Genomic DNA, 12,168 nt, shown 5'->3' on the forward strand with positions numbered 1-12,168 from the left:
ATCCACAACGCGAGCACCGCTCTCCTGAAGTGGTCGCCGGACGAGCCCGCGGAGTGGGGAGAACCACGTCGCGCACGGCGAGACCCGCCTTAACACCCCTTACACTTGGACTTGGCCCGCCCACGTCTTCCTGGGAGCACCTCGGTGGTTTCCGACCCCTCCGTCAGTCCTGACCAGCCCGAACCGGAACCCCGCGAGGAGTGTGGCGTCTTCGGCGTCTGGGCTCCCGGGGAAGAGGTCGCGAAGCTGACCTACTACGGCCTGTACGCACTGCAGCACCGCGGGCAGGAGGCGGCCGGCATCTCGGTCTCCGACGGCTCGCAGATCGTGGTCTTCAAGGACCTCGGCCTGGTCAGCCAGGTGTTCGACGAGCAGGTGCTGCAGTCGCTGCAGGGCCACATCGCCGTCGGGCACTGCCGCTATTCCACGACCGGCGCCACGATCTGGGAGAACGCGCAGCCGATCTTCCGCACCACGGCCACCGGCAGCGGCCTGTCGTTCGCGCACAACGGCAACCTCGTCAACACCGCCGAGCTGCGCGACCGCACGAAGGCCGCCGGCCTCAAGCCGCACGCGGGCCTCACCGGCTCGTCCAGCGACTCCGACCTCGTCTGCGGCCTGCTCGCCGCCAACGCGGCCGACAAGGGCATCGAGGCCGCGGCCATGGAGCTGCTGCCGACGCTCAAGGGCGCGTTCTGCCTCGTCTTCGCCGACGAGAACACGCTCTACGCCGCCCGTGACCCCCACGGTGTGCACCCGCTGGTGCTCGGCCGCCTGGAGCGCGGCTGGGTCGTGGCGAGCGAGACGGCCGCGCTGGACATCTGCGGCGCGTCGTTCGTGCGCGAGGTCGAGCCGGGTGAGCTCATCGCCATCGACGCCGAAGGCCTGCGTTCGTCGCGGTTCGCGAACCCGGAGCCCAAGGGCTGCGTGTTCGAGTACGTCTACCTCGCCCGGCCCGACACCACGATCGCCGGCCGCAGCGTGCACGCCACGCGCGTGGAGATCGGCCGCCGGCTCGCCGGCGAGCACCCGGCCGACGCCGACCTGGTCATGCCCGTGCCGGAGTCCGGCACGCCGGCCGCGATCGGCTACGCGCAGGGCTCGGGCATCCCGTACGGCACCGGCCTGGTCAAGAACGCCTACGTCGGGCGCACGTTCATCCAGCCGTCGCAGACGATCCGCCAGCTGGGCATCCGGCTGAAGCTCAACCCGCTGCGCGACGTGATCCGCGGCAAGCGCCTGGTCGTGGTCGACGACTCGATCGTGCGCGGCAACACCCAGCGCGCGCTCGTGCGCATGCTGCGCGAGGCCGGCGCGCTCGAGGTCCACGTGCGGATCGCCTCACCGCCCGTCCGCTGGCCGTGCTTCTACGGCATCGACTTCGCCTCGCGCGCCGAACTCGTGGCCAACGGCGTCGACCTCGACGGCATCCGCCGCTCCATCGGAGCCGACTCGCTGGGCTACATCTCGCTCGACGGCCTGGTCGCGGCCTCGGAGCAGCCGAAGACGCGCCTGTGCACCGCGTGCTTCTCCGGCGAATACCCCATCGACCTGCCGGACGACGCGTTGATCGGCAAGCACCTGCTGGAAAGCATGGATTCGGTCAATGGCAAAGCGACTCCGGTCAGCCCGGCCGGGTACGGTGCCGAAGACGCCGTCCGGCGTCCCTAGTCCGAATTGTCCAGTAGGGAGTCCGCTTCCGTGAGCGAGTCCACGAGCGCCACGTACGCAGCCGCCGGCGTCAGCATCGAAGCCGGTGACCAGGCCGTCGAGCTGCTCAAGCCCCACGCCGAGCGCGCCACCCGCCCCGAGGTGCGCGGTGGTGTCGGCGGGTTCGCGGGGCTGTTCTCGCTCAAGCTCGACAAGTGGAAGGAGCCGGTGCTCGCGTCGTCCACCGACGGCGTGGGCACCAAGATCGCGGTCGCGCAGGCTCTCGACAAGCACGACACCTTGGGCATCGACCTGGTGGCCATGGTCGTCGACGACCTGGTCGTGACCGGCGCCGAGCCGCTGTTCCTGCAGGACTACATCGCCGTCGGCAAGGTCATCCCGGAGAAGATCGCGGCGCTCGTCGGCGGCATCGCCGAGGGCTGCGTGCAGGCCGGTTGCGCCCTGCTCGGCGGCGAGACGGCCGAGCACCCGGGCCTGATGGGCGAGCACGACTACGACATCTCGGCCACCGGCGTCGGCGTGGTCGAGGCGTCCGCGCTGCTCACGCCGGAGAAGGTGCGCCCGGGCGACGTCGTGCTGGCCATGGGCTCCTCGGGCCTGCACTCCAACGGCTACTCGCTGGCCCGCCACGTGCTGCTCGACATCGCGCGCATGCCGCTCGGCGGGCACGTCGAGGAGTTCGGCCGCACGCTCGGCGAAGAGCTGCTGGAGCCGACGAAGATCTACGCCAAGGACTGCCTGGCGCTGGCCGCCGAGACCGAGGTGCGCACGTTCGCGCACATCACCGGCGGCGGCCTCGAGGCGAACCTGGCGCGCGTGATGCCGCGGGGCCTCGTCGCGCGGCTGGAGCGCGGCACGTGGACGCCGGCGCCGGTGTTCGCCCTGATCAGGCAGCGCGGCAAGGTCGAGCGCGCCGAGCTGGAGAAGACGTTCAACATGGGCATCGGCATGGTCGCGATCGTGTCGGCCGAGGACGTCGACCGCGCGCTGGCCGTGCTGACCGCGCGCCACGTGCCGGCGTGGATCCTCGGCGACGTGCAGCCGGCCGACGACCCCGACGGCCCGCGCGCCGTGCTCTCGGGCGACCACCCGCGGTTCTAGAAACGCGGTTGTCGCGGCTGGAAGACTGGACGACGTGGCAGAGGACGTGGTGGTCGGCTCCCGGTTCGTAATCCCGGCGGCCGAGTTGAGCGAGCGCTTCTCCCGGTCGTCCGGACCGGGCGGGCAGGGCGTGAACACCACCGACTCGCGCGTGGAGCTCTCGTTCGACGTCGCGCGGTCGGCGGTGATCCCGGAGCCGTTGCGCGAGCGGATCTTGTCGCGGCTGGCGGGTCGTCTCGTCGACGGCGTGCTCACCATCGCCGCCAGCGAGCAGCGTTCGCAGCTGCAGAACCGCGACGCCGCGCGCGAACGCCTCGCCGACCTGCTGCTCAAGGCTTCCGCGCCGCCGCCGGCCAAGCGGCGTCCCACCAAACCCTCCCGGGGTTCGAAGGAACGCCGCCTGGCCGCGAAAAAACGCCGCAGCGACGTGAAACGCGGCCGCGGCGGCCGGTTCGACGACTAGCTCACCGACAGGTGCACGCATTCGCCGGCCGGCTGGTGGCCGACGCGGCGGTAGACCGTGGCGATGCCCAGGTCGCCCGGGGTGAGGAAGGCCGTGGGGCCGCCTCGCTCGTGGACCAGGCGGGTCAGGTGCGCCGTGATCGCCGACGCGATGCCACGGCCGCGATAAGCCTCGGCGACGGCGATGCCGGCGACCTCGGCCGCACCGTCCACGATGTCCAGCGCGAACCCGCCGCCGATCACCGCGCCGGTCGCGGTGTCCTCGGCGCGCACGGCGCGGTCGCCGAACGAGCGGGTGCTCGCCAGCTCCGCCTCGGACACCTCCGGCGACTCGCCGAAGGCCACGTTCTGCGCCGAACGCAGGCTGCGCAGGTCGGCGTCCGTCTCCGGCACACGGAGCAGGATTCCGGCGGGTGCCGGGCGGTCCACGAAGTCGGCCGGGGTACACGTCATGAGCGGGACGCGCCGCTCGAGCGAATACCCCCGCTCGACGAGGAGTTTCTCCAGGTCGGGTGCGGCTTCGGTGAAGAACTCCAGCCGGGGCTGCAGGCCGCGGCCCGCGTACGCCTCGGTCAGCGCGGTGATCTCCGCGAGTGACGGCGTGGCGCCGTCGTCGGGGATCGCGTAGTTGAGCATCGGGTGGTCGCTGGTGCGGGAGAAGGTCGCGAGGAACGGGCCGATCCGTTCGACGTCACGGCCTCGGGGCGCGGTGGCACGGACATACGCCTGAAGGGCGGACATGCTGGGTGATCCCTTTCGGGGTCGAAGGAAACCCACGCGCGCTGCCGAGGCGGGCAGGGCGTGGGAAGGACGGCTGACGGGCTCGCGTCAGGCCTGACCTCGGCCGTCGCGAGCAGCGGCGGCAAACATAGGCGTTCCTTCGTCCGAAGATCCGAGAACTTTCAGTGTCCCAGCGGGCGCAAGCGATTTACCGCGGTGTTCGGCCGGCTCAGCGCCGTTCCGGGTGGCCGATTCCGACGTAGCGCGTGTCCCACACCGACCGTGGCACCCGCAGGCGGACGGGTGCGTTGCAGACGGTCCGCCGTACCTGCTGCGGGATCGCGACCATGGGCACCACGTCGAAGTAGCGCCAGCCGCGGCGGGTCAGTGCGGCGCCGAGCGTGGCGCCGATGGTGTTGAGCAGCACGTCATCGGTCGAGGTCACGCGGCCGCTCTGGATGAGGAACTGTGTGACCTCCACCAGCACGGACGCGCTCAACGCGGTGAGCGCGATCCGGCTGAGCGACCGCAGCCGGCGCAGGCGCAGCGGCACGAGCGCGCCCAGCGGGCACAGGAGGAGCAGGTTGCCGATGACCTGCCAGAGCGAGCCGTCGTCGGACAGCGCGGCGGAGAGGTCGGCGCCGGGCACGAGGTCGAGGGTGCTCCCCGAAGCGGTGCCGACGGGCATGATGACCAGGCAGAGCACGAGCGCGCCGATCGTCACCGCCGTCACGTCGACGGCCGCGGTCGCCGACGCGTGGCCGAGGCTGATGCCGCCGCTTCTTCGCCGCCTCCGCGCGGCGAGCAACGGCCAGCAGAGCAGCGCGTACGGCAACGCGATGGCCGTGATCGGGATGACCCCCCAGAAAGCGCGCAGCAAGGCACCCATGCGCTTCCCTTCTCGAACCCCTCCGAACTGCTTCTTCCCGCCCTCCCAAGATCAACCTTCGCATTGCCGGTTCGAGTCGGCATGCTCAGCGGGCCGCACTATTCGGTGATCTTTCCGGTGGCGCGAAACGGCTTCCCGTGGTTCGGTCGAGGCGCGGACCGTCCATAGTGGATGCTGTGGACAACCCTGTGGAAGGATTTCGCCGACTTGGTGAAAAGCCTTGGTCCACAACGGAAAACAAGGGTCCGAGCCTGTGTACTACCCGGCGAGCTCGCGCGCTTTCTCGATGAGCGCGGACAGGTGCAGGCCGCGGTGGACGTCGCACGGGTGCGTGGTCGTGCCACTCGCGACCATGGCCGCGAAGTCGTCCAACAGGGCGGTGTAGGACTCCCCAGCGGTGCCTGGTTTGCGGCCGAGTGTCCGGTAGCCGTGCTCGCCGTAGACCGCGACCTCGACCACGGTCGGCTGAACCGGCAGCCGCAGCGACAGCGTCGCGGTGCTCGTGGCGCCACCCTCGTGGGCGAACATCAGCTGCCACAGGTCGTCGGGGCCGCGGTGGGCCGCGAGCACGTCGGTGATGCGGCCGAGGGCGGCGTCGAGCAGGTCGAACGCGTGCGGGCCGATGTCGGCGAGCGCGCCGCCGGACGCGTCGAGCCGCCACGCCGAGGTCGAGTACTGCCCGCCGAGCAGCGCGCCCGACAGCCAGCGCGCGCCACCGCCACGCCAGCCGCCCGAGGCGGCGAGGCCGTCGAGCCACTCGCGCGTCTGCTGGGAGAACCGCAGCGTGAGCATCACGAGCGACGCGACGCCGGCCTTGTCCACGGCGTCGGCCAGTCGCTGCGCGCCCGCCAGGTCGGCGGCGATGGGCTTCTCGAGGATCAGGTGCTTGCCGGCCTCGGCCGCCCGCGTCGCGATCTCCGCCTGCACGGCCGGCGGCACGGCGAAGGCGAGGGCGTCGACCAGGGAGAACAGCTCGTCGAGGTCGTCGGTGCCGACGGCGCCGTGGGCCTCGGCCAGCGGACGGGCACTGGTGACGCGGCGCGCCCACACGGCGGTGAGCTCGGTGCCGGGGTGTTCGGTCAGGCCCGGCGCGTGCACCGTGGTCGCCCAGGGACCGGTTCCGATGAGGCCGATGCGCAGCTGTCCGACGTCCACGCCCGGAAGTGTAGGTGTGTCCGGCGCCGCTTCCGGCGGGTACCTCCGGTGGGTTAACGTCGGTCAGCGTTACACCACGATCGGGGGAAGCCGGTGGGAATCCGGCGCTGACCCGCAACCGTGAGCGGCCGCCCGCGCGGCCGTGAGCCGGATCGCCCGCCGTGGTCCGACTCGATGCGAGGTTCATCAACAATGCGGTTGTTCCCTGCCCGGCGCCCTGTCTTTTCAGTCCGGCTCCTTGCCGTGGCCGCGCTCCTGGTCACCGCCGGTCTGTCCGGCGCGAGTCCCGCCACCGCGACCGTGCCCGGGAAGGGCACCGCGGGTTACTGCCCCGAAGCCACCGGTGTGACCGTGGTCGTCGACTTCCAGGACCTCGGTGGCGACACCCTGATCCGCTGCGCGCCCGGGCCGCAGGCCGACGGTGTGGCGGCCATGCAGAACGCGGGCCTCGACCTCGCGGGTGTCGGCAAGTACGGCCTGGCGCTGATCTGCAAGATCGAAGGCAAACCGGCCGACCAGTCGTGCTCGGGGATGCCGCCGGAGAGCGCGTCGTGGAGCTTCTGGACCGCGACCGACGGCGGCAAGTGGGCTTCGAGCCAGGTCGGTGTGCAGGGCTGGAAGCCGCCGGCCGGGAGCTTCGAGGGCTGGTCGTTCGCGCACAACAAGTCGTTCCAGGACTACCCGCCGCCGCGGGTCGCGCCGGTGCGCAAGGCCAACGCGCCTGTTCCCGCGGCCGCGTCGGCGGATTCCGGCAGCAGTGGCTTCCCGTGGAGCCTGGTGATCGGGCTCGTCGTGATCGTGGTGCTCGTCGTCGCGGGTGTGGTCGTCGGGCTGCGGCGCAGGCGTGCTGCCCGGTAACGCGCGGGCTCTGCACCCGGGTGCGTGGTGGGTGTGGGCGCTCGCGCTCGCCGTCGCCGCCAGCCGCACCACCAACCCGCTGCTGCTCGCGCTGGTGATCGCCGTGGCCGGGTTCGTGGTGGTGAACCGCCGGGGCGACGCGCCTTGGGCGCTGGCTTTTCGCGTGTACGCGCTGGTCGCGGCCGTGATCGTGGGGTCGCGGGTGCTGTTCCGCATCCTCATCGGTGGCGAGGACGGCGGCCACGTGCTCTTCACGCTGCCGACGATCCCGTTGCCCGCCGCGGCCGCCGGGATCGAGCTGCTGGGGCCGACGTCGGCGGAGGAACTGCTCGGCGGGTTCTACGACGGGCTGCGGCTGGCGACGATCGTGCTCTGCGTCGGCGCCGCCAACGCGCTGGCCAACCCGAAACGCCTGCTCAAGGCCGTGCCCGGCGCGTTGGCCGAGGTGAGCACGGCCGTCACGGTGGCGCTTTCGGTGGCGCCGCAGCTGGTGGAGAGCGTGCAGCGGGTCCGGCGCGCGCGACGGCTGCGGGCGGCGCGCGGACGGGGGCTGAGGTTCGTGAAGGGGATTTTCGTGCCGGTGCTGGCGGACGCGTTGGACCGCTCGCTCCTGCTGGCGGCGGCCATGGACTCGCGCGGCTACGGCCGGCGCGGTTACCTCGCGCCGCGCGTGCGGGCGCTGATCGCGGCCTGCGTGCTGGCGGGGCTGTGCGGGGTCGCGGTCGGCGTGTACGGGGTGCTCGACGGGTCGGCGAGCTGGCTCGGCGTGCCGATGCTGGTGGCCGGGCTGGCCCTGGCGTCCGCCGGGTTCGTACTGGGCGGACGACGGATCAGGCGGACGGCGTACCGGCCCGATCCGTGGCGGCTGGCGGAGACGTTGGTGGTGCTGTGCGGCGTCGCGTCGGCCGGGCTGCTGGTGGCTTCCTCTCCGGCCCAGCTGGCCACGTCGGTGAGCCCGCCGGCCTGGCCGACCTTGCCGCTACTGCCGGCGCTGGCCGTGTTGATCGCGGTGTTGCCCGCGTGGCTCGCGCCGCGGCCGCGGCCCGTTGCGGAGGTGGCGCGATGATCGAATTCTCGCAGGTCACCGTCACATACGACGGAGCTTCCGCGCCCATGCTGCGTGGCGTCGACCTCCTGGTGGAGGAAGGCGAGCTGTGCCTGGTGGCCGGGCGCACGGGGGTTGGCAAGTCGACATTTCTCGGTGCCATCAACGGCCTCGTGCCCCACTTCACCGGCGGCACGCTGGCCGGGCGCGTGCTCGTCGACGGTCTGGACACGGCAACGCACCCGCCGCGTGAGCTGGCGTCCGTCGTCGGGGTCGTGGGGCAGGATCCGCTCGCCGGGTTCGTCACGGACACCGTCGAGGAAGAGCTCGCGTACGCCATGGAGCAGCTGGCCGTGGCGCCCGACGTGATGCGCAAGCGCGTGGAGGAGACGCTCGACCTGCTGGGCATCGCCGAGCTGCGCGACCGTCCACTTCGGACGCTGTCGGGCGGGCAGCAGCAGCGCGTGGCGATCGGGTCGGTGCTCACGGCGCACCCGCGCGTGCTCGTGCTGGACGAGCCGACGTCGGCGCTGGACCCGACCGCCGCCGAGGAGGTGCTGGCCGCGATCACGCGGCTGGTGCACGACCTCGGGACTACGGTCGTCGTCGCGGAGCACCGGATGGAGCGCGTGGCGCAGTACGCCGACCGGCTGCTCTACCTGCCCGGCGACGGTTCGGTCCGGTCCGGACCACCGGCGGAGGTGTTCGCGGATGCCGACGTGGCGCCGCCGATCGTGGAGCTCGGCCGGTTCGCGGGCTGGTCACCGCTGCCGCTCTCGGTGCGCGATGCCCGGCGGCGGGCCGGGCCGTTGCGGGAGCGGCTCTCGGCGGTGACCCGCCCCGCCGCGGCCGGCGTGCCTACGGAGGACGTGCTCACCGCGCGCGGGGTGCAGGTGCGCTATGGGGGCGTAGTGGCCGTGCGCGGGGTGGACCTGCGACTCGGCCGCGGCGAGGTCGTCGCCCTGATGGGGCGCAACGGATCCGGCAAGTCTTCGCTGCTCTGGGCGCTGCAGGGCAGCGGGCCGCGCACGAGCGGGACCGTCGACGTGCTGGGCGCGGACCCGGCTTCCGTGCGGCCGCGGGCGGCGCGGGCCCGTGTGGGTTTGGTGCCGCAGACCCCGTCCGACCTGCTGTACCTCGACTCCGTGGCCGCGGAATGCCGGCAGGCCGACGTCGAATCGGGCGCCGCCGCGGGCACGGCCCGGGCGCTGCTGGACCGGCTGGTTCCGGGGGTCTCCCCGGAGGCGAACCCTCGTGACCTCTCCGAAGGCCAGCGGCTCGCGCTCGTGCTGGCCGTGCAGCTGGCCGCCGCGCCGCCCGTCATCCTGCTCGACGAGCCGACGCGCGGCCTGGACTACCCGGCGAAGCGCCACTTCGCGGCCGTGCTGGCTTCGCTGGCTTCTTCGGGGGTCACGGTGTTGCTGGCCACGCACGACGTCGAGTTCGTCGCCGTGGCCGCCCACCGCGTGGTGGTCCTGGCCGACGGCGAGGTCGTGGCCGACGGCCCGACCGCCGACGTCGTGGTGTCGTCCCCGGCGTTCGCCCCGCAGGTCGCGAAGGTCCTGGCACCACAGGAATGGCTGACGGTCGCCGAGGTCGAGCAGGCGCTGAGGTGACGGACTTCCTCGGCCCCGCCGTCCGGATCCGGCTGCGAACCGCGGCGGTTCTCGCGGTCGCCGTGGTCCTCGGCCTGGCGATGTTCTGCTGGCCGCTCTTCGTGTCCACCCCGCCGTCGGGCCACACCGCCGACGCGCCGTTCATCTTCATGGCGACGCTGCCGGTCCTGATCCTGATCGTGCTCGCCGAACTGTCCAGCGGCGGCCTCGACGCGAAAGCGCTGGCCCTGCTCGGCGTCCTGTCCGCCGTCGACGCCGCGCTGCGGCCCCTCGGCGCCGGCACGGGCGGCATCGAGCTGGTGTTCTTCCTGCTCGTACTCGCCGGCCGCGTCTTCGGCCCAGGCTTCGGCTTCGTGCTGGGCGCGACCTCGCTCTTCGCGTCCGCGCTGCTCACCGGCGGCGTCGGCCCGTGGCTGCCGTTCCAGATGCTCGCGTCTTCACTGGTCGGCCTGGGCGCGGGACTGCTGCCGCGGGCCGTGCGCGGTCGCTGGGAGATCGCGCTGCTCGCCGCCTACGGCGTGGTGGCCGCGTACTTCTACGGGCTCGCGATGAGCATGTTCACCTGGCCGTTCCTCGCGGGCACCTCGGCCTTGGACTTCGTACCGGGCGCGCCTCTGGGCGCCAACCTGCACCGGTTCCTGGTGTTCACGGTGCTCACGTCCACGCTCGGCTGGGACACGGGCCGGGCGATCACGAACCTCGTCGCGATCTTGGTCCTGGGGCCGGCCATCCTCGCGCTCCTGCGCCGGACGGCTCGCAGGGCTTCGTTCCGGCCTTGATGGGGCCGAGGGCCACGAAGGCGCCGCGGACGCGGCTCGAATGGTCACCTAGCAACTGCGCTGACGGCGCGAGCGGACCACTCGCTGCGCGCCGCGCGACCGGCTGGACCATTCGCGCGGGCACGGGCGTCGTGGTGGGACCGTTCGCCGTGGTTACTTCTGACCGAGGGGACCGTTGGCGGCGTGCCGACTGAGCGGCGGGGCCACTCGTGAGCCTGGACCAAGGGGACCGTTCGCGACGAATCCCTGGCCGAGGCGACCGCTCGCATGGGGGCGTGCGGTCCGAGCGGTCCGTTCGCGCCTGCGCGCGGCGCGATGGGACCGTTCGCGGTGCGTGGCGGTTCGAAAGGACTACTGGCTGCGCGCCAGCCGGTCGGCGGGACCGTTTGTGTGGGGGCGTGCGGATCCAGGGGTCCGTTCGCGCGGGATGGGTGGCGCGAAGGGACCGTTCGCGGCATAGCGGTCGGCGGGGACTGCTCGTGCCCGTGGTGGCGGTCCGAGCGGTCCCTTCGCATGGCGCCGTCGGCTCAAAAGGACCCCCCGCACCGGCGGCCGGCGGGTCGATGGACCCGCGAACCGCCACCGCCAGGCGCGCGAGCGATCAAGCAATCAGTACGTGTAGAAGCCCCGCCCGGACTTCTTCCCCATCAACCCCGCGTCGACCATGCGCAGGAGCAGCGGCGGGGCCGCGTAGAGGGGCTCCTTGAATTCGTCGTACATCGAGTCCGCGATGGCCTTCACCGTGTCGAGGCCGATGAGGTCCGACAGGCGCAGCGGGCCCATCGGGTGGGCGGTGCCGAGTTCCATGCCGCGGTCGATGTCCTCGGCGGTGGCGAAGCCGGACTCGACCATGCGGATCGCGGAGAGCAGGTAGGGCACCAGCAGCGAGTTGACGACGAAGCCGGCGCGGTCCTGGGCACGGATCACCGTCTTGCCCAGCGCCCCGGCGTGCTCCTCGGCGCGGCTGGCCGTGTCGTCGCCCGTGAGTAGTGACGGGACGAGCTCGACCAGTGGCAGCACCGGCACCGGGTTGAAGAAGTGGATGCCCACGACCTGCTGCGGGCGGCTCGTGGCCATGGCGATCTTGACGATCGGGATGGACGACGTGTTGGACGCGAAGATCGCGTCGGGGCGGGAGACGAGCTTGTCGAGCTGGGCGAAGACGTCGGTCTTCGCCTGTTCCTGCTCCAGGATCGCCTCGATGACCAGGTCACGGTCGCCGAGGTCGGCCAGGTCCGTCGTGAAGCGCAAGCGCCCCAGCGCCGCGGACGCGTCCGAGTCGGATATCTTGCCGTTCTTCACGCCGCGCTGCAGCGACTTCTCGATGCGCGCCTTGCCGGCGTCGAGGGCAGCCTGGCTGACCTCGGTGATCACCACGTCGAACCCCGACTTGGCGTGCACCTCGGCGATGCCCGAGCCCATCTGCCCGGCACCCACCACGCCGACTCGCTGAATGTCTGTCACCGGCTAGCTCCTTCGTCACGCAGGCACAGAAAATGGGCAGCACGCGACGCGCGAGGGTGGTGCCGGGCAGTGCCCGGACTCCACCCTCGCGTATCGCGTCTGCTCAACGCCGGTATTCGTCGTACCCGTCGTCGTCATACGGATCAACGTAGGCGTTGTCGTCCTCAGGCCCGTTGTCGTCCGAGGAATTACTTGACAGCTCGCGCTGCAAAGCATCGAAGTCGGTGTCGTACGAGCTGTACTTGAGCTCGCGCGCCACCTTCGTCTGCTTGGCCTTAGCCCGGCCGCGCCCCATGGCTCGACCCCCTCGCACAGGGGCGGGGCGGCCGGGGGAATCGGCGGCCCCGCATCGTCTCGACAGTTCTTTCCTGGTCACACCGTACCGTGTCCCGGGGGTTCGATGCGACG

At 71.8% G+C, this 12,168-nt stretch carries 12 protein-coding genes and 1 riboswitch; of the genes, 7 read left to right on the forward strand and 5 right to left on the reverse strand.

Annotated elements, in window-relative coordinates:
• Window positions 1-144: 144 nt before the first annotated feature.
• The 3 genes from purF to arfB are packed head-to-tail and all read left to right on the forward strand — an operon-like array spanning window position 145 to window position 3,235.
• The gene (gene purF, locus QRX50_RS09960; RefSeq protein ID WP_285971665.1) at window positions 145-1,671 is read left to right on the forward strand and encodes an amidophosphoribosyltransferase; all 1,527 of its coding nucleotides are present in this window, start codon (window positions 145-147) and stop codon (window positions 1,669-1,671) included.
• Window positions 1,672-1,701: 30 nt separating this feature from the next.
• Window positions 1,702-2,772 carry a phosphoribosylformylglycinamidine cyclo-ligase gene (gene purM, locus QRX50_RS09965; RefSeq protein ID WP_285971666.1) on the forward strand — a complete coding sequence of 357 codons (1,071 nt, stop codon included), beginning with the start codon at window positions 1,702-1,704 and terminating at the stop codon, window positions 2,770-2,772.
• Between the two features lie 34 nt (window positions 2,773-2,806).
• On the forward strand, window positions 2,807-3,235 hold the full coding sequence (arfB, locus tag QRX50_RS09970; protein ID WP_285971667.1) for an alternative ribosome rescue aminoacyl-tRNA hydrolase ArfB: 429 nt from the start codon (window positions 2,807-2,809) through the stop codon (window positions 3,233-3,235).
• Here arfB and QRX50_RS09975 read toward each other — a convergent pair.
• The 3 genes from QRX50_RS09975 to QRX50_RS09985 all read right to left on the reverse strand — a co-directional run bounded on the left by QRX50_RS09975 (window position 3,232) and on the right by QRX50_RS09985 (window position 5,998).
• Window positions 3,232-3,975, reverse strand: coding sequence for a GNAT family N-acetyltransferase (locus QRX50_RS09975; RefSeq protein ID WP_285971668.1), 744 nt, complete (start codon window positions 3,973-3,975; stop codon window positions 3,232-3,234). The two genes, arfB and QRX50_RS09975, sit on opposite strands and share 4 nt — an antisense overlap.
• A 208-nt stretch (window positions 3,976-4,183) precedes the next feature.
• Window positions 4,184-4,843: a VanZ family protein gene (locus QRX50_RS09980; RefSeq protein ID WP_285971669.1), complete on the reverse strand. Its 660-nt coding sequence runs from the start codon at window positions 4,841-4,843 to the stop codon at window positions 4,184-4,186.
• Between the two features lie 258 nt (window positions 4,844-5,101).
• Window positions 5,102-5,998, reverse strand: coding sequence for a Gfo/Idh/MocA family protein (locus tag QRX50_RS09985; RefSeq protein WP_285971670.1), 897 nt, complete (start codon window positions 5,996-5,998; stop codon window positions 5,102-5,104).
• A 43-nt stretch (window positions 5,999-6,041) separates the two neighbouring features.
• Window positions 6,042-6,176, forward strand: a riboswitch (cobalamin riboswitch).
• A gap of 65 nt (window positions 6,177-6,241) precedes the next feature.
• Here QRX50_RS09985 and QRX50_RS09990 point away from each other — a divergent pair.
• Genes QRX50_RS09990 through QRX50_RS10005 form a run of 4 tightly spaced genes read left to right on the forward strand, consistent with a single transcriptional unit; the run spans window position 6,242 to window position 10,296 of the window.
• Window positions 6,242-6,856: a hypothetical protein gene (locus QRX50_RS09990; protein ID WP_285971671.1), complete on the forward strand. Its 615-nt coding sequence runs from the start codon at window positions 6,242-6,244 to the stop codon at window positions 6,854-6,856.
• Window positions 6,846-7,922, forward strand: coding sequence for a CbiQ family ECF transporter T component (locus tag QRX50_RS09995; RefSeq protein WP_285974412.1), 1,077 nt, complete (start codon window positions 6,846-6,848; stop codon window positions 7,920-7,922). The genes QRX50_RS09990 and QRX50_RS09995 overlap by 11 nt, the downstream gene beginning before the upstream one ends.
• Window positions 7,919-9,517: an ABC transporter ATP-binding protein gene (locus QRX50_RS10000; protein WP_285971672.1), complete on the forward strand. Its 1,599-nt coding sequence runs from the start codon at window positions 7,919-7,921 to the stop codon at window positions 9,515-9,517. The genes QRX50_RS09995 and QRX50_RS10000 overlap by 4 nt, the downstream gene beginning before the upstream one ends.
• A complete protein-coding gene (locus QRX50_RS10005) occupies window positions 9,514-10,296 on the forward strand; it encodes an ECF transporter S component (protein ID WP_285971673.1) in 783 nt (260 codons plus the stop codon). Before QRX50_RS10000 ends, QRX50_RS10005 begins: the two co-directional genes overlap by 4 nt.
• A 609-nt stretch (window positions 10,297-10,905) precedes the next feature.
• Here QRX50_RS10005 and QRX50_RS10010 read toward each other — a convergent pair.
• Both QRX50_RS10010 and QRX50_RS10015 read right to left on the reverse strand, forming a co-directional pair.
• Window positions 10,906-11,760 (reverse strand): 3-hydroxybutyryl-CoA dehydrogenase, encoded by an 855-nt coding sequence (locus QRX50_RS10010; protein ID WP_285971674.1) that lies wholly within the window; start codon window positions 11,758-11,760, stop codon window positions 10,906-10,908.
• Window positions 11,761-11,863: 103 nt separating this feature from the next.
• On the reverse strand, window positions 11,864-12,055 hold the full coding sequence (locus tag QRX50_RS10015) for a DUF3073 domain-containing protein (RefSeq protein ID WP_285971675.1): 192 nt from the start codon (window positions 12,053-12,055) through the stop codon (window positions 11,864-11,866).
• Window positions 12,056-12,168: the final 113 nt, after the last annotated feature.

Source organism: Amycolatopsis sp. 2-15 (assembly GCF_030285625.1).
Lineage (GTDB): Bacteria > Actinomycetota > Actinomycetes > Mycobacteriales > Pseudonocardiaceae > Amycolatopsis > Amycolatopsis carbonis.